15 protein-coding genes are annotated in these 20824 nt (G+C 37.7%); 7 read left to right on the forward strand and 8 right to left on the reverse strand.

Annotated features, from left to right (window positions below):
- Positions 1–51: 51 nt before the first annotated feature.
- The 4 genes from ACFE93_RS18575 (at position 52) to ACFE93_RS18590 (ending at position 6116) form a co-directional block, all read left to right on the forward strand.
- Positions 52–1275: a type II secretion system F family protein gene (locus ACFE93_RS18575; protein WP_375474986.1), complete on the forward strand. Its 1224-nt coding sequence runs from the start codon at positions 52–54 to the stop codon at positions 1273–1275.
- Positions 1276–1420: 145 nt separating this feature from the next.
- On the forward strand, positions 1421–1981 hold the full coding sequence (locus tag ACFE93_RS18580) for a hypothetical protein (RefSeq protein WP_375474988.1): 561 nt from the start codon (positions 1421–1423) through the stop codon (positions 1979–1981).
- 470 nt (positions 1982–2451) lie between these two features.
- The gene (locus ACFE93_RS18585) at positions 2452–3552 is read left to right on the forward strand and encodes a protein kinase (RefSeq protein WP_375474990.1); all 1101 of its coding nucleotides are present in this window, start codon (positions 2452–2454) and stop codon (positions 3550–3552) included.
- A 536-nt stretch (positions 3553–4088) separates the two neighbouring features.
- A complete protein-coding gene (locus ACFE93_RS18590; protein WP_375474992.1) occupies positions 4089–6116 on the forward strand; it encodes a protein kinase in 2028 nt (675 codons plus the stop codon).
- Between the two features lie 245 nt (positions 6117–6361).
- On the opposite strand, the gene ACFE93_RS18595 is transcribed toward ACFE93_RS18590, so the two are convergent.
- The 7 genes from ACFE93_RS18595 to ACFE93_RS18625 are packed head-to-tail and all read right to left on the reverse strand — an operon-like array spanning position 6362 to position 15465.
- Positions 6362–8308, reverse strand: a complete 1947-nt coding sequence (locus ACFE93_RS18595; protein WP_375474994.1) for a TIGR03986 family CRISPR-associated RAMP protein — start codon at positions 8306–8308, stop codon at positions 6362–6364.
- On the reverse strand, positions 8289–8903 hold the full coding sequence (gene csx19 / locus ACFE93_RS18600; RefSeq protein WP_375474996.1) for a CRISPR-associated protein Csx19: 615 nt from the start codon (positions 8901–8903) through the stop codon (positions 8289–8291). Before csx19 ends, ACFE93_RS18595 begins: the two co-directional genes overlap by 20 nt.
- Complete coding sequence (locus ACFE93_RS18605) at positions 8896–10365, reverse strand: RAMP superfamily CRISPR-associated protein (RefSeq protein ID WP_375474998.1); 1470 nt, start codon at positions 10363–10365, stop codon at positions 8896–8898. The genes csx19 and ACFE93_RS18605 overlap by 8 nt, the downstream gene beginning before the upstream one ends.
- Positions 10366–10397: 32 nt before the next feature.
- A complete protein-coding gene (locus tag ACFE93_RS18610; RefSeq protein ID WP_375475000.1) occupies positions 10398–12032 on the reverse strand; it encodes an RAMP superfamily CRISPR-associated protein in 1635 nt (544 codons plus the stop codon).
- A complete protein-coding gene (locus ACFE93_RS18615; protein WP_375475002.1) occupies positions 12029–12700 on the reverse strand; it encodes an RAMP superfamily CRISPR-associated protein in 672 nt (223 codons plus the stop codon). Before ACFE93_RS18615 ends, ACFE93_RS18610 begins: the two co-directional genes overlap by 4 nt.
- Complete coding sequence (locus ACFE93_RS18620; RefSeq protein WP_375475004.1) at positions 12701–14332, reverse strand: hypothetical protein; 1632 nt, start codon at positions 14330–14332, stop codon at positions 12701–12703.
- The gene (locus ACFE93_RS18625) at positions 14329–15465 is read right to left on the reverse strand and encodes a Card1-like endonuclease domain-containing protein (protein ID WP_375475006.1); all 1137 of its coding nucleotides are present in this window, start codon (positions 15463–15465) and stop codon (positions 14329–14331) included. The genes ACFE93_RS18620 and ACFE93_RS18625 overlap by 4 nt, the downstream gene beginning before the upstream one ends.
- 255 nt (positions 15466–15720) lie before the next feature.
- Here ACFE93_RS18625 and ACFE93_RS18630 point away from each other — a divergent pair, with 255 nt between their 5' ends.
- Entirely contained in the window at positions 15721–17112 is a 1392-nt protein-coding gene (locus ACFE93_RS18630) for a TIGR03985 family CRISPR-associated protein (RefSeq protein ID WP_375475008.1), read from the forward strand.
- A 101-nt stretch (positions 17113–17213) separates the two neighbouring features.
- The gene (locus tag ACFE93_RS18635; protein WP_375475010.1) at positions 17214–17390 is read left to right on the forward strand and encodes a hypothetical protein; all 177 of its coding nucleotides are present in this window, start codon (positions 17214–17216) and stop codon (positions 17388–17390) included.
- On the opposite strand, the gene ACFE93_RS18640 is transcribed toward ACFE93_RS18635, so the two are convergent.
- Positions 17380–18618 carry a pre-peptidase C-terminal domain-containing protein gene (locus ACFE93_RS18640; protein WP_375475012.1) on the reverse strand — a complete coding sequence of 413 codons (1239 nt, stop codon included), beginning with the start codon at positions 18616–18618 and terminating at the stop codon, positions 17380–17382. The genes ACFE93_RS18635 and ACFE93_RS18640 overlap by 11 nt on opposite strands.
- A gap of 546 nt (positions 18619–19164) precedes the next feature.
- Here ACFE93_RS18640 and ACFE93_RS18645 point away from each other — a divergent pair.
- Positions 19165–20824 (forward strand): protein kinase (locus tag ACFE93_RS18645; protein WP_375475024.1); only part of this gene is annotated, 1660 nt, incomplete at its 3' end.

Raw genomic sequence — 20824 nt, forward strand, 5'->3', positions numbered from 1 at the left:
AAATATTTCATCCCCTTGAGTATTTTGAATGCGTGAATTTTGAATTTATTTATGCCAAACTTCGTTGCCCGTGTTCGCGATTCCCAAGGAAAATCCCGAACAGAAAAAATTGTTGCTGAATCCTTGGTACAAGCTCGTACTAATCTTAGAGATCAAGGTTTTGTAATTCAAGAACTCAAGCAATCTCAAGGATTTCAGCCAGATGTTGCCTTCAAAAACTTTCAGAATTCCTTAGTTAAGGTTTCTGTGAAAGACAAAGCCGTTTTTTCGCGTCAATTTGCCGTTTTGATGAATGCGGGAGTTGCGATCGTTAGAAGTCTGGGGGTACTTTCTGAACAATGTAGTAATACTAAACTGAAACAAGCCCTTGTGGAAATTAGTACCGATGTTCAAAGCGGAATGAATCTATCAGAGGCAATGCGGAAGCATCCTGACTGTTTTGATGGATTATATGTGAGCATGATTCAAGCTGGCGAAGTTGGTGGTGTTCTAGACGAAGTATTGAATCGTTTAGCCAAGTTGTTAGAAGATGTTGCCCGTTTACAAAACCAAATTAAATCAGCACTGTCTTATCCAACGGTTGTGGGTTTTATCGCAGTTGCTATTTTTCTGGGCATGACTATTTTTCTTATTCCCATTTTTGCCACTATTTTTGTACAACTTGGAATCACATTACCAGCTTTAACGCAATTCTTGATGGATGCTAGTAAATTTTTGAGAAGTCCGGGTGCTTTAGTTCTTCTTGCTGCTCTTATCGGACTGAAATTTGCCTTTACACAATACTCTAAAACTCCTGTTGGTCGCATCACTATCGATCGTCTTTCCCTCAAAATGCCATTGTTTGGTGACTTAATTCAAAAATCTTCAGTTGCCCGCTTTAGCCGGACTTTTGGTTCTTTGACTCGTTCAGGTGTACCAATTTTAACTTGCTTAGAAATTGTCCGAGATACATCAGGAAACCAAGTAATTGCTAATGCCATAGATGCAGCCCGCATAGAGATTCAACAAGGAGGTATGATTAGCATTGCTTTACAAAAAGATGCTGTTTTTCCGGCTATGGCAATTCAGATGATTAGTATCGGAGAAGAAACTGGAGAATTAGATGGAATGTTGATGAAAGTTGCCGATTTCTATGAAGATGAAGTCGAACAAGCAGTAAAAGCAATGACTAGTATTTTGGAACCGGTGATGATTGTAGTTCTAGGGGGAATGGTTGGAACCATTTTGCTAGCGATGTATCTGCCTATGTTTGCGGTATTTGAAAAGCTGGGATAAAGGATTAATAGTTAATAGTTATAAGTTATGAGTTAGGAATAAAAATTTTTATTCCTAACTTTTAACTCCTAACTGATTAATTTTATTCTTAACTCCTGTACAGACGCGATTAATCGCGTCTCTAATCCTGACTATTTAATAAACTATGACTGTGCAAAAATCTCAGTACGAAGCGAGTTTAGCAGAGTACAGCAATCATCTAGCTGCGATCGCCTTACTAAAGCAATATCGGCCATACTTGGAGATGATTCCCAGTCTGCGCCGTCCAGATGAAAGTATCATCACTATACCTTTGCCAATTGTCCGGCTTCGCAATACTGCTACAACAGCCCCACAAACGATTTGCTTATCCTGTGATGTGGCAATTTTGATGTGCGATCCGGAGTGGAAAATCAAAACTGGAGTAGAAATTTTAGTCTTTATTCATCGCGCTCACGAAGACTTTTCTGATTTGTTAGGACGTTGGCGACAAACCCAAGTTTATCTAGACAATGATTATGAGTGGTTGATGCCTCTGCGTCACAGTCATATTTTGAGTGAAGGAGCTAATACTATATATCCTCTGTTTATCGTTTTTAGTGAGACTTTAGAACGCGTCAAAAGAGGCCTTGTAGGAGCCGAACTGCCATTTATTATGCAAACACCAGATTTGCTGGTTGAGGAGAATCTCACTGATATTTTCTCTTCACAAACTCCACCAGCTTAGGTACTTATAGTTAAAAAACATCCCATCGTCAGGATGCAAGGACTTGCATCCCTATAAATGTACTAAAGTGTGAAACTAACTATATATTTTTACCCCCGGCTACGCCGTCCCCCTTTTGCTAAACCAGAGGGGTTTTATTATGTGCGTCTTCATACAAAATGGGTACAAGTACCTACGCAACAGACTTTCACCTCTACTAAACTACAAATTAGCTCGTCACACATCCGTGAAAGGGCTAGTACCGCAAGGCGGAAGTCAAAAATCAAAAGTCAAAAGTATTATGGAATAAGCTCTTTAGGGCTTTTCAATGGTCTGCTTATTTCCGCCGTGCTGTACTAGTTCTACAAAAATTTATTTTTACTTTTTGAAGAGTAATGAGGATTTGGCAAAGATTCAGTAATCTTACTGTTGTCAATAAAGAATTGTCATAGAATTAAAGACATTCATTTAAGAGTAGATATTTTATACTAATGAATCCGAATCGTTTTTCTCAAAAAACAACGAATTCTCAAGAGAGCATTTCACAACAAACTCAGTTGAGTCAGATGTGTGGTTCTAAACGGCTATTTCGCGATCGCTATGAAATACTGCAAATTTTAGGTAAAGGTGGTTTTGGTGTGACATTTTTAGCCAAAAATGCCGTATTACCTGGGAATCCTTTGTGTGTCATTAAACAACTTTGTCCAAAAGTAACTACTCCCCAAAGTTGGCAAAAGGCATGTATGCGCTTTGAAAAAGAAGCAAGAACTTTGGGACAACTCGGTAGTCATTCGCAAATTCCCATGCTATTAGACTACTTTCAGGCGAATGGGCAGTTCTTTTTAATTCAAGAATATGTGCCGGGTTTGACTTTGGCGCGAGAAGTGCGGCAAACTGGGCCCAAAAGTGAAGCCTCAGTTAAGCAGTTTTTACAGGAATTATTACCTGTATTACAGTATCTTCATAAACATCATGTGATTCATCGAGATATTAAGCCCCAAAATCTATTACGGTGTGAATATGATGGGCGCATAGTGCTGATTGATTTTGGTGCGGTGAAAGAGAAATTAGTTGATGCTTGTGAAAACTCAATCAATCAAGCTGCAAAGACCAACTTTATCGGGACTAAGGGATTTGCACCACCAGAACAGTTTTCTCTACGTCCAGTTTATGCCAGTGATGTTTATGCACTGGGTGTAACTTGTATTTATATGTTGACTGCTAAAAGTCCTTTAGAATTGGACTACGACCCAAAAACTGGTGAAATATCTTGGCAAAAACAGGTAAATATCAGCAACAGTTTCGCTCAGATTTTAGGAAAAATGGTGAAAATCACCTTAGAGGAGCGGTTTAAGACTGCCGATGAAGTGATAAAAGCTTTAAGTAGTGAAAGTTATTCACCTACTTTAGCTAACTGTCTAACTACCCAAAAATTAAATAATAAAAGTATTACACAACACGAAATTACACAACACAAAATTACACAGCATGAAATTACACAGCACGAAAATTATGATGTATACATGCCACCTGTAGCCAGAACTGCTAGTGCCATTCGGAAATGGAGAGCAAGATTCAAGGAAACAAGATAGCACATACAGTAGAATTCAAAATTCAGAATTCAGGAGTAAAACACGCTTTATCCTTGAGTAACAGACGAATCGTTATGTACCTCACCAACTTTAAATCTGCTGTAAATTGCAGCTTTTTTTTAGCTAAAGTATCAAATGAATAATTAATTATGGGCAATTTAAAATAGCCAAAACAAATTTAGTAAGCATTTTAACTATATTTGATAGTCAGTAATCATTAATTAATCAGGGTTTATCTTCAATACTTAGTTAATTATCGCTTGCCAAGATACAAGCAAAATTACTATGTTTAAAAGTTCAAAAAACTTTTTTTATTCAGATTATTATATAATCGATAGAATAATTAATCTTATGGCTCTCGTAGTTTTCCACAGATGAGGAAGACTGACTACTATTTACAAAAGCTAACTATATAAGTAATTCCCCAATCCCCAGAACAGGGTTTATCTACCACAAGTAAGCGAGAGTCAATTATCTTAAGGGAAAGTTAGGGGCAAACTTAGCCTAAGTTGTCATGCAGTCGCGCCTGTCAGATCATGATCTGCTGCTTAAATCCCGATTGCTCAAATCCCCTGAATCCCAATGGAAAGAAGTTTTGCCAAAGTTGTAGCACCCCGCTGGTGTCACTTTTAAGAAATCGCTTTCGTGTCATCCGAGTCCTTTCAGATGAGGGGGGATTTGGCAGAACCTATCTGTCAGAAGACGTAGATAAACTCAATGATCGCTGTGTTATCAAGCAATTAGCTCCAAAATTTCAAGGAACTTGGTCGCAAAAAAAGGCGATGGAGTTGTTTGCAGAGGAAGCGCAGCGACTACAAGACCTTGGGGAACATCCCCAAATTCCAACTTTGATAGCTTACTTTGAGCAAGACGGCTGCCTATATTTGGTGCAGCAGTTTATCAATGGGGAAAATTTATTAAAGGAGTTGCAACAGCGCAAGGCTTATAACGCTAGAGATATTCAATCTATTTTGCTAGATTTACTGCCCATCCTAAAATTCATCCACGATCGCAAAGTTATTCATCGGGATATCAAGCCAGAAAATATTATCCGCAATAAAAATGATGGACGATTAAGCCTGATTGATTTTGGTTCCTCAAAGCAATTTACCGCCAAAGTTCAACAGAAATCTGGTACATCCATAGGTTCGCATGGTTATTCTCCCCTAGAACAAATTAGAGATGGGAAAGCTTTCCCTGCCAGCGACTTGTTCGGTGTGGGGGCTACCTGCTTTCATCTGCTAACGGGAAATTCTCCGTTTCAGTTGTGGATGGAATCTGGTTACGCCTGGGTAAGTAATTGGCGGGAATATTTGCGGAGTCCGCTAAATCCTGAGTTGGATTTTGTCATCGACAAGCTTTTGAAAAAAGATATCCATGAACGTTATCAGTCAGCCGAAGAAGTCCTTAGAGACTTGACTCCAAAACAACTCCTCGCCCTGCCACCTGCGGGTAAATCATCTGGGAAATTACCACCAACTAAAGCACCAGCTTTACCAAAAAGTTATCCCTTACTGAGAATTTTAATCTTAGTCAGTGCTTTCATTCTGTTGTTTGGATTCAGCGAATCTTGGTATAAAAATTTTCGCCGGATTCAAACCAGTTTGGTCTCTAGGTTGATTCAGCACAATAGTCCTGGTAAAAATGACGCAATTTTGAGTCAGATTAGCTTGGGTAAGGTTTCCTTAACTAACACCCTCCAAGGACACGAAAACTCAGTTTTATCTGTCGCCATCAGCCCCGATGGCAAAACCATAGCCAGTAGTGGCAGCGATCGCACAATCAAACTTTGGAATCTCGCAACTGGAAAACTAATCTCTTCACTCAACGGGCATTTTCAGCAGGTGAATGTTGTAGTAATTAGTCCAGATGGCAAACTTCTGGTTAGTGCCAGTGATGATAACACCATTAAAATCTGGAATCTGGCAACGCGAAAACAAATTCGCACTCTTATGGGGCATTCTGACTCAGTTCATGCCCTAGCCATCAGTGCTGATAGTGAGACTCTAGTTACTGGTAGTGATGACAACACCATTAAAATCTGGGATTTGGCAACAGGAGAGCAAATTCGGACACTAGCAGGGCATACATTCTGGGTGCGTTCAGTGGCTATCAGTCCCGATGGTGTGATTCTGGCCAGTGGCAGTTTTGATAAGACGATCAAAATCTGGAATCTAGCAAAGGGATACCCAATCCGCACCCTAGAAGGAAATTCTCAAACAGTGACAACTGTGGCTATTAGCCCAAATGGTAAAACTTTAGCTAGTGCTGGCCGCGATCGCACCATCAAACTTTGGAATTTAGCTACGGGAAGAGAACTTCGCACCCTAACGGGACATGACAACACTGTCACATCCGTAGCCTTCAGTGCCGATAGTAAAATTGTTGCTAGTGGTAGCCGCGATCGCACTATCAAACTGTGGAATACAGCTACAGGAGAAGAAATTCTCACATTGGCGGGACACACTAACACCGTCACATCTGTCACCTTCAGTCCTGATGGCAAAACCCTTGTTAGCGGTAGTGAAGACAACACTATTAAGATTTGGCGGTTGTCTGAGTGAGTGGAAATGTGGTACTCGATTTGCGGACTCGACAAATGAAAGTAGGCGGGAGCAACTAACACTCTATAAAAAATCGGTTTTATACCAATTCTCTAAAATGAGGCAACACATTCAAACCCCCAAACCTAGATTCAGTCTAGCTTTCTTAATTACGAATTACGAATTACGAATTGGTATTAATTGTCGTTAGGAGATGAAATTATGGGAAACTGGCACTGCAACATAGGACGCAATTTGAACGTACATTAACTTATTACGTCTAAAGGAGTTGGTAAGACACGCCGATTTTTGTATTCATTGGGTTCGCCATCTAATGGATTTTGCTCTCGTTCAATTTCCATATATCGAGTTTTTGATAATGGTGGACTTTGCCAACTCAGCATTGTTAAAAGCATTTGAATCCTGGGTATATCATTAAACCTCCCTGTTTGCTTAAGCTCCTGAAGGATATAATTTTCAAAAAACAGCTGATAATCTCGGTTATCATCTAGACTTTCTGCTGTTGCCCAACTGTTATTATTAAATAACTGGGTGTATCGTGCTTGCCGTTTGCTTATATATAAGTTATTTTCTATTTTTACTGCTCCCATACCCAAAGGTTTACCCATCCCTAACGAGAGACGGTAATCATTATTTTGAGCAATATTAATAATCCACATTAATGCACCAATTTCAACTCTACTTAAATTTTCAAATTGGATAGTAAATTGAAATTTAACACCTGATTTAATTGGTTGAATCTGAGTTGTTTGAGTATTTTTAACTTCATTGGGTTTAGGATGTTGAATATCAGGATTACTTCCTTTATGCCAATACAGTTTATGTCCGCGAATTACAGTTTCTTCAGTGGGTTGACTAGCATAATGCTTGAGTTTTGATTTCTCAGCATTAGTTTCTTCTGGTTGCACTAAGTAATGTTGATGTGTAGTTGGCTTGGGACTTGCAAGAATTTTAGGAGTAATCACATCTTGAGTCATAAATATGTCATTTGCGGAACTCAGACAAATTGCATCACTCACAAAAATTCTACCAGCACGACTTTGTTCTTTCTCTTCAGACTTATCGCGTCTCACAAAACCAAAAATCGCCTCAGCAATATCAATTATGGAATCATCTCGTAAATTTTCTGGAATAAAATCTACGACTGTAGCAGCTTTACCATCATCATTGGGAGAGTAGGGAATTCTAAAATTAGGACTATGACCAAATAATGTAACTATATTTCCTTGTGTAGGTTGACAATAAAATACAGGACGATTTTCTTGCAACATCCCTAATTTTTCGTCAAAGGGAGGTTGTTTTTGGAAGTCAGTTAAAGCATTCAAGTAATTATTAATTGCCTCTGGGTCAATTGTATATGTTTTATTAGGGTTAGGACTGGGAGCAAATACAACGCAGTGATAAGTACGTATGCTTTCACTATCGGAGTCAGAAGTTTCCTTCATGTTTCCGCTAGTGACTAATCTTCCTTGATTGAGCGGGTATTTTTTGGGAATTGTGACATCTTCTACTATATATCGTCCCTTTGCTTTAGTAATTGAATGAAAACTAATTGGTATATCTTGGGATAAATAATCTGCATCATCAAATTTCTTTAATTCGGGAAAATCATCAGACGATAAATCTTCTTCCTTTACCCAAGCAAATGATGTTGAGGTATTGTTGACTCTAATTTTCTTTGCTGCATGAATTTTCAAAGTATCTCCATCTTGTTTGAGATAACCAGCTTTTACTTTACTTGGTATAAACTCTCGGTATGCTGTAGCAAGGGAATCTTCTCTGGGTAAAGTGGCAACAGCACGAAAAAATAATCGCTGATAGTCAGATACTGGGGATATCTTGCTGAAACTAATAATTTCAACTAAAGTCCGCAGCATCCCTCGCAAGCTACTACCAGGAAGTACGGGTTTTTTAGTAATTTTGTCAATGTAATAAAAATCTGGTAAATCTTTTGCTTCTGTACCACATTCAAATTCTTCTTTAGTTAACCCACAGCGAATGTAGAGAGGAGAAGAAGTTGTTAATGTGCATTCAATTTTGCCTGTATATCTATCTGAATAATAGCGGTTATTGTCGCGCAGCTTACCATTGCTTTCTAATTCTGCTGAAACTATTTTATCAGGTAGTTCGACAAAATTATAAGGTGCGATCGCTTTCTTATTATTCGGAACTTTACGAATGTGTTTTTTCATCGATAACCTTTCTTGACTTAAGTGACACGAGCCGACTGAGATAAATCCGAGCTAAACCTGTTTTTTGGTCATAATCAATATAGTTACGAACAACAAGATATAGGGGACGATATAATTTTTCAGTTTTATTAAACTCAATGTTTGGTAAGGGTACAGCATGACGTAAACCTTGGGAACCATCTGAGACTAAAGTAAATTTATCCCTAACTTGTTCTGCTTGCGTTCCCCAAAGGATATGCTGTTCAGGAATAAATTCTGTATCTTGATTATCTTTAATAAGAATAGCTTTAAAACCATCTTCAGTTCGCCAAAACATGATTTCCTCGCTGTCACCAAAAACTCGACATTGCTGTAATGTTTCATATCTAAACACTGAAAACTTATATTTAGAAAATAGTTCTTCTGGCTCAGTTGCTGTAATTAAATTTCCTTTGGAGTCAAAATATCCCCAAATCACACCATCTTCTGCATGAGCTAAGAGATATTTAAAGTGAGATTTTGAAGACTGAACTTTGTCTTGTAGCCATTTACGTAAGTTAACAGTGTCAGAGATTATTTGAATATCATCAAGTACTTTACAATCGGGTTTACTCATCCTGTTTTACCTGATTTATAAATTCAGTTACTAAGTTATTTAATTCTTCTTGTACTTTTTTGAGAGAAGACTTTTTATTAAGAATATCTTCAATTTGTAGTTTGTTATCCTTAAGTTTTATTTTCCACTTCTTTGGATTATTTTCATTCTTCCAAGTAATAGTCGCTTCCTTACCTTGTAATCTTCCACGTCCAATACTGCTTGTACTACCTACAGGTAAATCACCAGTCCATAAGTCCTTCAGTAATAAAAGCAGTAATCCAATTTCAGAATTTTTTGGTTGACGCAATTCGATTTTTAACTCTATTTCTGTTTTATCACTAGCAAAAATTGGTTGTTCTTGAAATAATGCTCCGTGTAATGCACCACCTGTAAATCTATCAATAGCAATGCGGGTTTGGACTAAATCGTTGGTTTCCTTAATGATGCTTTCATCGACTATTAAGCGACTAGCTTGCGCTTTTCTCTTGTCATCATCATAAGTTGAATCAAGAGTATCTTTTTTATCTTTCACAAAACCGAATAGCTGATCAATTATCTGGGTATTTTCAGCTAGCGTATTTACAATGCGTTCGGCTCGGTGACGCAATACACCAGCTAAACTTGTCCCAGATAAAATAGATTTGAGTTCGCCATTGCGTCGAGATTTGAGGTGTACGTCGTCCGGTGTTTTTTCAGTATCAGCTTGACTAGAACGAATTAATAAGGGACTCGCAAGGGTAAATATAGCTTCGATTATGAAACGATTTCTATTATCTTTCCAGTCTGTTTTTATCTTAATTTCTGCTTTTTGAAATGCTTCTACTATTGTTGGATAACTGTTATGACTTGGGAGTAAGTCTGTTGTCCAATGTGGAAAATTCAACCATTCTATGAAATCGTCGATTTTTTGCAAATCAAATCGCCATACTTGCCATTTTTTCACATGACAGCGACCAAATCCGCGTCGTTTTTTCATTCCCACAGAAATTTCCCCGTTTTCTAATCCTTGAAGGATAATTAATAATTCTCTAATTAATTGCTCTCGATTGTCTTGTTCTGCAATTAATAATTCAAAGTCAAGTTCAAATATAGTACCAGCTTCTAATAGCTCTAAATCATATTTAGCTTTATTTGCGGCTGTTCCTGTGAGACTACAAATTTTAACTCCATCTCTTAATTCAGCTTTGATTAATTCGCTGCTAAGTGCATCATTGATAATTAGTGGACTTTGTTCGCCATCTTTATCACTGCGATTACCACCAAATAGTAACGATGTTTCAGTTGCATTGTAACCATTTTCAAATTCTCGTAAATAGTTTCTTAATGCTCCAGAGATTGATGAACCCATGAGCAATGCTTTATCTTCTATACTATCTCGTAAAATTACTAAATCAGTATTGCCATCAGCATCACCACTTCCCAAGCAAGCTGGTGTATCTAATATTAAAGTTGCTTTGATGATTATGCGTTCAATAATCAAGCGTTGATTGCGGCTTTTGAGGCGTTCACAATTCATCTATTTTCCTCCTTTGTTGCCTTTTTCGCTAGTGCCATAATTAGGCGTAAGGTATATTTTTCTGCCAGTTTATTTGTCTTGGCGAATTCATCGTTAATACTTCGCTCTACATTGGCAATATTAACCTTTAATTCTTGTTTGTTACTCAACCAAGACCAAGAATCTGGATAAAGTAACCAATTATCTAGTTGCTGTTTTAAATAATAATTATTTTCATTAGGTTCAATTTTTGCTCTTTTAAATTGACTGCTAGCATGAGGAGGAAGATTATTTAAAAGTGATAAAACTAAATTACAATCACCTGTGGTAATAGCTTGTTTAGCTATCAATTCTAAGCGAGAAAGTTGACTATTACGAATATCACCTTTAATAGTTTTACGTCCAAGATAATTTTGTAATGCTAGTTCTATTTTTTTATACAAAATTCTCTCAGCCATTTGTGTAGCTAAAGTGCATGATATATCTGTTTGTAATCTAGGCGAATAAATGCTTGGACTTTTATCTGGTAGCTTGAGTTGAAATTCTTCTTTTTTGTTGAACCAGTTAATAGCAACTCTACCAAACCCCTCAGTTCTTTTCTCTCCAATCCCTTTGGTTTCTATTGCTTGAATTTGCTCTGATGTTAGAGAAGAGTTTTTCAATTCAAAAACAAAAACACTCCCGGCTGCAAGTGCTGGAACTGTGGGTAGAGGTAATCCCCATTTACCATTGAATCCACCGATTATGGTACTACTGGTAAAGCATCTTTGCGGCTGAATTTCTCTACCTAAAACTTTTTTTAATTCTCGTGTTAGCGGTGCAGGTATTTCGTGCTTGGTTGAAGGTGGAATTATGGCATATTGCCCCCAATCATCGCGTAGAATCAAGTCACTCAGGAGTGTAACTGTCAAAAATTCTCTATCCGTTCTATCATCATCTACAGGAATATTTACTTCATTCCAGTCAGCAGCATCAATGATATTACTAATATTAGTAATTTTAGTGTGTCCATAACCTGCACTTTGGGAACCACCAAGCCAAATGTCTGATGATTTTGCTAACAAATCTCTGATTACCTGAACATCAGTTTCGCTACTACACAAAATCACAGCTTGGAAAGTTTGTTCGCTATCTATAGCTTCGTAACGAAATATTTCTCCTTCTCCTTGAGTTGAGCGTCCTTTTTTGCGATCGCGTTGATTATGAATATTAATCCGTCGCTTTTCTGTATAATAATTTATACTGCCACGTTCTGTAGTCCAAAAACCTTCACCAACAGGTTTGAGGTTTTCTAGTTCGTCTCCTCTTTCAGGGCTAAAATCATAAACCAGTATAAAAGATTCATCAGTTAATTCTGCATTTTTTTCCTTATACCAAGAACGAAGAACGGGAAGCGTGCGTTGATTTTCGTTACTTTGCAAATAACCATTTAAATAACAGGTACTATTCCCATCAAAAAACAACCGCTTAACTTCATTCTTGGCTAAATCTAATTCCGATAAACCATGCTGCTTCATATACCGTCTAATCACAGCACCCCGAATCATACTACCGGGAATATAAGAATAAGAAACGTCACTATTTGGGTCGCCTTCAAATGAAGTCGCAAGTAGTGGTTGTTGCGTTCGCAATGAAAAAGTGATTACCTTCACTTAACTTTCTCCTCAATTTTCCCAAATAAGTTTAAATAATTATGGGTAATATCTTTTCCAGAAGTATCATGTAGGGTGCATTTTACGTGACCTCTCCCTCTGTTGCATCCACTTCCTATGCGTCGCAAAGCTAAGATACTTGCAGATAAAAGAGACAGAATTTCATGACTTGGTTGAGTTTCAAAAATTAAATCAGCCTGGAATTCCAGTTGACGTATAACTACGCGAAATGAGCGCAGACTTCCTTCATCAGCTACACCTATTTGCGAATTAATAGCAGTTTGACGGCGAATAGTAGTCAAAGAATCAAGAACTTCATTGTTCGTTAATTCTTCATTTTTAATTTGCCAAGCTACTGCTGTTCGTAAATCTTCTGGTAAACAAGCATCTCCAACGTGCATGATTCCCATCGTTTGCAAAGAACTACCGGGTACACCAAATAAAGTACAAGCAATATTTTCCCAGTAACAACAAACATCTGCTGGTAGTAGCACGCCAATTAAATTGTCTGATTCTTCGCTTAACAACCCCTTCAAAGTCCGTCCGCGCAAGTAAGGAAATCCATAAGCATCATGCTCTACTTCTTGGTCAATTAAACCAGCTATACCGTCACCTCTACCAAAAGTTGTATCACTCAAAAGTGTAATTTTCAGTTTATATATAGTCACCTAATCACTCCCAACTCCTAGATAAAAATCCATAGCTTCAATTGCATCGAAGTAACCGCAAATTTCGTTGTTCCAACCCTGCTTTATCAATTGTTCGCTTTGACTAGATGATTCTGGGAACAATGGTAAATTTGGTAATTTATAATTCAGCAAAAATTCTTCAACAGCTTCAATAGAACCTTTCCGTAGTACTTCTCGCAACGCCATAATTTTGTTTTGACGTTTTCTCCAATTATCTCCTTGCTTAAATTCGCTTACAACTTGAGTAAAACCTGACCAAGTACACCATTCATCATCGCGCTTTAACCATAATGGACGCATTTCTAAATACCAAGATTTATTATTTACTCGATATTCACGCTGACGAATTTCTGATATTGAACCAATTAAACCGCTAGCTGCTAAATGCCAATCAATTGCCGAAAAATAATCTACTCCATGTTTTTGTTGCTCAGATTTCACAAATTTTTTTGCAACTTTACATAAATCTTCACTCATCTGATAAGCTTGTGAAAAAGGATAATGAGCTTTGACAACGCAAACACCAGCACAAGCTGTTAAAGGTTTTCTATCGGCGACTTTTTGCTTTTCAAACTTTTGCAAAAATAATGCAGCTAATTCTATACCTAATCTACCTTCGCAAATAAAAGTAATGTCATCACCTGCGTAAACTAAAGGACGGAAAGGAAGATAAAAAATATTACTTTTGCTATCTTTCTTTAAATCAAATCCTCCAAGTTTCCCTACAAATCTTCCCGAATTAATGGAACTTACAAGAGTTTCATTCACAGCTTTGAACGCCTCAACACCTGCTGTATCAACACTTTTAGAAAACTCTCGCATTGCATTAATGTAATCTCTATTCTCCTTACCCTCACCATGCTTTTTAAATCTATCTCCCATTCCATTACCATCAATATGCACAACTGCTACATAGCTAGATTTACCTTCAGAACGACCTAAATTATCGCTTCGGTAGGGAAATTGATAAATATTTTCGTTAACTACATTCGAGAAAATTTGCTGGAGTTTTAGATTAGCTTTTTTAAAAGCTTTTAGCTTTTGCCTTGTTTCAGTAGAAATTAAATAGCTATCTGTTCCTTCATCGTCATCATAATCGATGTGCTTATCACTTCTATCGACAGCAGGGAGTTGAGTTGAATTACAACTAGCAGTTACACCTAAACCAAGTAATGGTGCAGAATGTATCCGCTCGTATTTTTGATGCTCTAATTCATTTTTCTTTAAGTCTTCAACTATTGTATATAAATTGTCCTTCTCCCAATCAAAATCAGTATGAGCAACTAATAAATTAACCCCTGATGCTTCAGTTAAAACTTTTTTACTCAATATTCGAGTAAAGTTGACAGCAATTTCCCGTGACTTAAATACTATCAACGCATTTCCACCGTTGGCATAAATTATTTCTGCATCAAGTCCACTAGTTTCAATCGGTTCTGCTTGAGGCTTTTTAGGAACTCCAAAGCTAGTTTCTAGTATGTCTTCAACCCATTCTTTTGTAGCTTGGGACAAAAGAAACGAAGCTCCAATATTTTCGCGCAGACGGTTGGTATTGAAGATATAATTTTGCTTGCCAGTTGTATCAACTACACTAATAGTAAACTGTGTCATCTTGCCTCTCTGTCATTTTCAACAATCCACTTAATAATGTTGTCTGACAGATTTAGTAAATCTGCACGTCCAAAAACAGCAATTTTTCTATTGGAGAGTGTATCGGCAATTTCTGCTTTGAGTGTATCTGGTTCATCAGAACAGCAAACTAAAGCCACTCTTGCTTCTTCTCCTCCCATTTGTATAGCTCTTAAATATGCTTCAAAAAGTTTACTCTTGCACAAATTTCTATCGCTAGCAGTTGTACAAGAAATTGCAAAAAGCTGATAACCGCGTGTAAACGCAACATCAAATTGAAATCCATCTTTAGTTCCGTCAAGCGGAATTTTAAAATCTAGTCCATAGTCTTGTATCGATTGGCTATTAGCAATTTCTTTGATTTTTTCTAAGACATAATGCTCTAGCCATATCCCATCCAGCCATTCACAGAATTTCTCAATTTCTAGGAAAAACTTAATATTTTTGGCTTGTACTAAAGCAAGCTTATCATCACTGCTTAATAGTTGTGCTTTTCTAAATGCTTCTACTATCTGCGATGGTAATTTATCTAAAGGTATTAACAACTTAGCTAAATCAGTCTTGCTTTTCCATTTTCGGTTATCCTTGCGTGCTTCTTTACAAAAAATTTCGTGATACCAATTAAACCATTGTGTTACTTTAGCCCTATCAGCAAACACTTTGACAAGTTCTTGGGCTAATTCTGGTAATTGTGCTTCTTGACTTGGACGCTTTTGTTGTAAGCTTAATCCATGTAATTGAAAAAGCGTTTCCAGTTTTAATTCCAACGTATCTGGTTTGACTTTTAAATGCTCCCGTTCATTATCTTCCCTATCTATACATATTTCTAACCTACGAGGGTCAAGATAGCTAAAAATAATACCCTTACGCCGTCTGTATGCTTTACCAGTTTTATCTTGAATCTCTTCATAAAACAACGTCCGGTAAGAGTGCGCGGACATTGCTTTTGTACCACCTGTATAATTTAGCCCTATTTTTCCACTTTTAATGCTTTCTAGCTTTGCTCCAATTTCTTTTTGAATGTGGTAAGCATCTGACTCATAATGATTAAGCGATCGCAATTCTACATTAAACTCACTTCCAAAACTCTTTTTTAGCCGCGTGGCTTCATCCAAAGTATCTGTCGTATGTACCAAATACGCTGTCCCACCCTGCTGAAGCAACAGCTTGGTTGCTACATAGTTGGGTAGGGGATTTTTACCTACTAGCAAAAACAGATGGTCAACTTTATACTGTTCAAACTCGGTTGTACTCATGGGGTTGAGGTATCAGTTTTTGAAAAATCTACCCCTAGTATTGCATAGTATCGGAAATACCCCCTTCCAATACTTGCTAACCTAGAAAGCGTATCTCAGACATACTCAGCTACCGTGAATATACGCTTTACTCATCTCCCATCGCCACAATTATTACAACAATTAGCCAAAGGCTCTTTAGACCAAAGTCAAAATCTTACCCGTGCTATCCGGTTATGGACTTTGCTGTATTGGCTTTATCACGACAAAGAGTATACCAAATTAGAAAATAATTTTACTTATGCTGATTGGCGTAAAGCTTTCTTTAGTGAAACTCATAAAGACGAGAAACAGGAAGATATTCTCAATCACCAAGACCCGAATTGTGCTTGTATCAAAACCATTAGACAATGGTTTATAGAATTTGAAGTACGTGTAGATGAATGGAAATATTCCCTACAACAAGAAATATCAATATCTAATTTTGAATTGGAAAAGTTACTAGAAGAACGCCTATTTGCTCAAGTTCGGAAATCATTGCAACGTGATTTAGATTTATTAGTCAGTCGAAAGTATTTGCAAAGGGTAGATTGCATACCTGGGAGAAGTAAATATTACCATCGAGTTACAATATTGCCATTTTTTGAAACTTCTTTTAGCCATAAAAATCAAGTTTATTTGGCAGAGACTTTAGGTATGTTCAGTTTTCTAGACCCCAGTTTACCTTTACTCGCTGAAGAATTTTCGCAACAAATAGATGAAGATAATCATCGCGTATTTTTGTATGTTGATTATCTCGTACCAGAATCAAGTCCTATACAAGATGCAGTAGATGAAATTCAAAGTGAATTACAGACGCTTTGGAATTCAAGAGAAATTCTCCCCATACTATTGACTTATTACAGCGCTCATAGCAATTTCCAAAAAGAGTGTGCTGTTTATCCTGTTTGTATTTACTTTATGGAAAAAGCTAAATATTTATGTGCTTACGGGAATACGCCAACAGGTGAAATTAACTGGTATAAATATCGCTTAGATAGAATAATTCCTAAACGGATAGAAACTCTAGATTGGCAAGATACCCGCGTTCCTCAATTATTAAGAGAACAATATTATGATAATCAACTACCAACGCCAAAGACAGTTCATACCAAATTAAAAGAAGCTTGGGGATGCGACTTTTATAAAGATAAAGAGTTAATGATATTGCGGTTTGAACGAGATTTTCATAAACGCTATATACAAGGAATTAGTATTCACGATACTTTCAAAAGTATTGACTACCAAATAGTAGCAAAATTAATTCAACAAAATACTCTTAATTCAGAACATCAAAAGACTATTTTAGAAACTCTCCAATCTCGTGCTAGCACAGATGCTTATTACCAAGTAGATTATCGAGTTAAGGACTATTATGTACTTCGATGGTTGCGAGCTTTAGGTTCTAAAGTTGAAGTTTTACTTCCTTTAAATTTGCGCCAAGAAATGGCTGACGAAATCCAAAACCTGTGGAATTTGTATAAGTAATCGGTTATGAATTGCCTACACTAATAACCATTATCAAGGGCGTAGGCGTAGCTCGTCGTAGACATCGCCTGACTTGACTTAAGCAAACATTGCCCAATGCGATGTCTGATGACAAGCTGATTCTCTACGAGAGGCTACGCCAACGCGTCTACGCACTGGCTGTCTCAAGTTTTTCCATCCCCATGACGGCTAAAGATTTAAAACTATCGTCCCACAGTGGTTTCAGCTATAGCGATCGCGTTGCCAAAAAAATGGATAAAGTCGAGCTTAAAATATAGTTAATCTATATTTACCGCGTTCCTGTGGATTCTTGGAAGTAACAACTATATAGTATGTATCATCTTCAGGCAACCTAGCTCGGTCAATTAAAGCACTGTAGACACCAGCTTTGTCTTTGTCTTTATCGATAGCGATCGTCTGTCCTTTAGAATTTAGTAAAGCTAAGTAAGGAGAAAACTCTTCATCAACGCTATCTACACGAATACTTATAAGCTGATTTTTTTTACCTTGAAAATTAGAAACATTGTAAGCGCCTCCATTTTGTTTCAGGGTTGAGCTTTTGGCAGTTAGTTGGCCTGATTCATCTAAAGTATAGCTAGCTCTGTCATTTCTGAGAGCCAAGCTATAGCGACCTGTATCTCCAGGATTTTGGCTAGTAACTGCAATCTTGTAAGTGCCATTCTTAGGCAGTCGCGCGAAAATAAATGCATCATCGCCACCACTGTTTTTATCCAAAGCGCCTTTTTTAACGATGATATTGTTATCAGGGTCGTGCAGAAACAACAAGGGTTTTAAACTCAAGTTATTGGATCTACGTGTATCATTACTACCAATCAGCCTAATTTGAACTAATTGATTTTCTCTACCCTCAAACTCATAGAATTGAAAATATCTACCTTCAGATTTAAAGTCACTCCTACTCAAAATACCTAATGCAACATCTACAAAGTTAATCTCTTTGTAAGTTGGTGTTGCAGACGAAGAAAGCGCTGAATTATCGAGAGTTTGGTTCCTAGTTGTAGCGACATTAGAACTTGGCTTGCGAACTCTCCCGGAGCCACCATTAGAACGATTGGCGTTTGAGTTAGCAATTCTAGCTCTAGACGATCTAGATGCACCACCACCATTGGAACGATTAGAATTTGAGTTATAAGTCCTACGTCTAGACGATCTAGAAGTAGAGCTATTATCTGAAACGCTGGAAGTTCGTTGAGAATTTTCTGTATGAGACGATACACGAGGAGTCTGTTGTATTGGTGACTCAACAGGCGTTTTCCGTCTTGGAGATATTGATGCCTCAGAAGCAGGAATTTGCTCAATTCCTTTTTTTACTGCTTCTGGTTGTCTCTCATCTGGTGATTTAGCAATTATAAAGTCTTGAGAACTTTGAAATTTCACCAAAGCACTTATAGGCAGCACATTACTTGTGATTAACAAACTACTAGTTACGCAACCAATTAAAACATGGCTTAATTTGCGACAATAGTTTTTGTTTTCTAATAGCATAATTACGCTCCTAATTTTGCTGATAATTTTGTCTATTACTGAAAGACAAAATTAATACTAGTTGCTGTTCTAACCGCAGCAGTTATTTAAACGGAAAGGGAAATTTAGCGTATATACCTTAGCGGCTTGCTAAAGGCATCGCCTGTAATCAGATGAATTCGTATATACTACATATAAAAATGTTTGCCACAATCAAATCAGAAAAATTATATTTTCAATTTAGACTACTAGAGGAAATCTCAATTCCGTAGGTATATACTGAGCTACAAACTTAAATTGCTGCTTTTCGGATTTTTGCCCAGATATTTTTGTAAACCTGACTAAATGGCTCACACAGATGTAATACACAAGCAGACTTGATGCCGATCAATTCCTCAAAAGGCATCGCTCAAACACAATTTTTTGCAAATTATCTAAATTGTTCAATACCTGATGAGGTAAGGAAATTGGGGATTTGTATGCTGTCTCAGTGATATTTACTAACAAGAGAGATTATACTGTATGACTTAAGATGAATATATACCCCAACTGAAATGGATTCCCAGTATGCTCTGTTGTGTGAATCCCGATTGCCAAAAACCCATAAATCCTGATAAAAACAACTATTGCCACAATTGTAGAGCGGAATTGATACCCCTGCTAGGAGGTCGCTATCGTCCCACTCAGGTTTTATCAGACGAAGGCGGATTTGGTAGAACCTATCTGGCAAAAGATGTACACAAACTAAATGAATGCTGTGTTGTTAAGCAATTTGCGCCAAAACTTCAGGGAACTGGGCCACTAACAAAGGCCGTTGAACTATTTAAACAAGAAGCCAGCCGACTCCAACAACTGGCAGAACATCCGCAAATTCCAACTTTATTGGCTTATTTTGAGCAAAATAGCTATCTCTTTTTGGTGCAGCAGTTTATCGATGGGCAAAACTTGCTCAAAGAATCGGAAACGCGGGCAAACTATAACGAAACGGAGATTCGCCAACTTTTGCTAGATTTACTGTCGGTACTGAAGTTTATCCATGTGCAAGGAGTGATTCACCGGGATATCAAGCCACAGAATATTATTCGCCGTCAAAGCGACGGACGATTAATCCTAATTGATTTTGGAGCTTCTAAGCTGTTGACAGCAACAGTGCAGACTAGAATGGGCACTGTTATTGGCTCACACGGTTACACTGCACTTGAACAGATGCAAGATGGAAAAGCTTACCCAGCCAGTGATTTATTCAGTTTGGGAGCTACTTGTTTTCATCTTCTGACTGGAGTTCGCCCATCTCAACTGTGGATATACCAGGGTTATGGTTGGGTTGCATCTTGGCGACAACATTTAACCAGTCCAGGTAGAGAAGGGATTTCTATATCTATAGAGTTGGGTGAAGTTTTGGATAAGCTGTTGCAACTAGACATCCAAAAGCGTTATCAATCGGCTGATGAAGTCATCACTGACTTGACACCTCAACTACTACCATTGTCATCAGTGCCCCCAACTATACTTACACCAACATTTGCAGCTACCCCAGCAAACAAGGGGCCAGTTTCACCAAAATCAAATAACAATCTGAAAAGTCAACTGTTGTTAGGTTCTAGCATTTTGGTCTTAGGATTAGGGGGAGTTTGGTATTTTCAGTATCGTCCCCATACAGTCAGCGAGGTTCCTGAACCTATTTCTCAGCCTATTCAGCCCCAAAAAAACGTCTCAGAAAATTCTTATCTACCCAAACCCTTCAAGGGACATTCTAGTGACGTAAATTCCGTAGCTTTCAGTCCTGATGGTACAACCCTTGGCAGTGCCAGTGATGATAAGACAATCAAGCTATGGAATCTGGCAGATGGACAGGAAATCCGCACTTTAGAAGGACATTCCAATTGGATTTGGACTATAGCTTTCAGTCCTGATAGCAAAATCCTCGCTAGTGGCAGTGCAGATAAGACAATCAAACTGTGGAATCTGGAGACAGGAAAGTTAATCCGCACCTTGCAGGGAAATAATGACGGAGTTACTTCTGTAGCTTTCAGTCCTGATGGCAAAACCCTTGCGAGTGGCAGTGCTAGTAAGGATATGAAAATCAAACTGTGGAATCTGGAGACAGGAAAGTTAATCCGCACCTTAGAAGGACATACCAGTGGTGTTGCATCTGTTGTTTTTAGTCCTGATGGTAAAACCCTTGCTAGCGGTAGCTGGGATAAAACAATTAAATTGTGGAATCTGG

Source organism: uncultured Nostoc sp., assembly GCF_964247315.1.
In the GTDB taxonomy this organism is placed as follows: domain Bacteria; phylum Cyanobacteriota; class Cyanobacteriia; order Cyanobacteriales; family Nostocaceae; genus Nostoc.

Excerpts from the sequence above, each read along its gene's own strand:
- ACFE93_RS18595 (WP_375474994.1), bottom strand. The coding sequence starts at position 8,308 with ATGAAAAAACACATTCGTAAAGTTCCGAATAATAAGAAAGCGATCGCA.
- ACFE93_RS18640 (WP_375475012.1), bottom strand. The coding sequence starts at position 18,618 with ATGCTATTAGAAAACAAAAACTATTGTCGCAAATTAAGCCATGTTTTA.
- ACFE93_RS18585 (WP_375474990.1), top strand. The coding sequence starts at position 2,452 with ATGAATCCGAATCGTTTTTCTCAAAAAACAACGAATTCTCAAGAGAGC.
- ACFE93_RS18580 (WP_375474988.1), top strand. The coding sequence starts at position 1,421 with ATGACTGTGCAAAAATCTCAGTACGAAGCGAGTTTAGCAGAGTACAGC.
- ACFE93_RS18590 (WP_375474992.1), top strand. The coding sequence starts at position 4,089 with ATGATCTGCTGCTTAAATCCCGATTGCTCAAATCCCCTGAATCCCAAT.
- ACFE93_RS18620 (WP_375475004.1), bottom strand. The coding sequence starts at position 14,332 with ATGACACAGTTTACTATTAGTGTAGTTGATACAACTGGCAAGCAAAAT.
- ACFE93_RS18575 (WP_375474986.1), top strand. The coding sequence starts at position 52 with ATGCCAAACTTCGTTGCCCGTGTTCGCGATTCCCAAGGAAAATCCCGA.
- ACFE93_RS18635 (WP_375475010.1), top strand. The coding sequence starts at position 17,214 with ATGTCTGATGACAAGCTGATTCTCTACGAGAGGCTACGCCAACGCGTC.
- csx19 (WP_375474996.1), bottom strand. The coding sequence starts at position 8,903 with ATGAGTAAACCCGATTGTAAAGTACTTGATGATATTCAAATAATCTCT.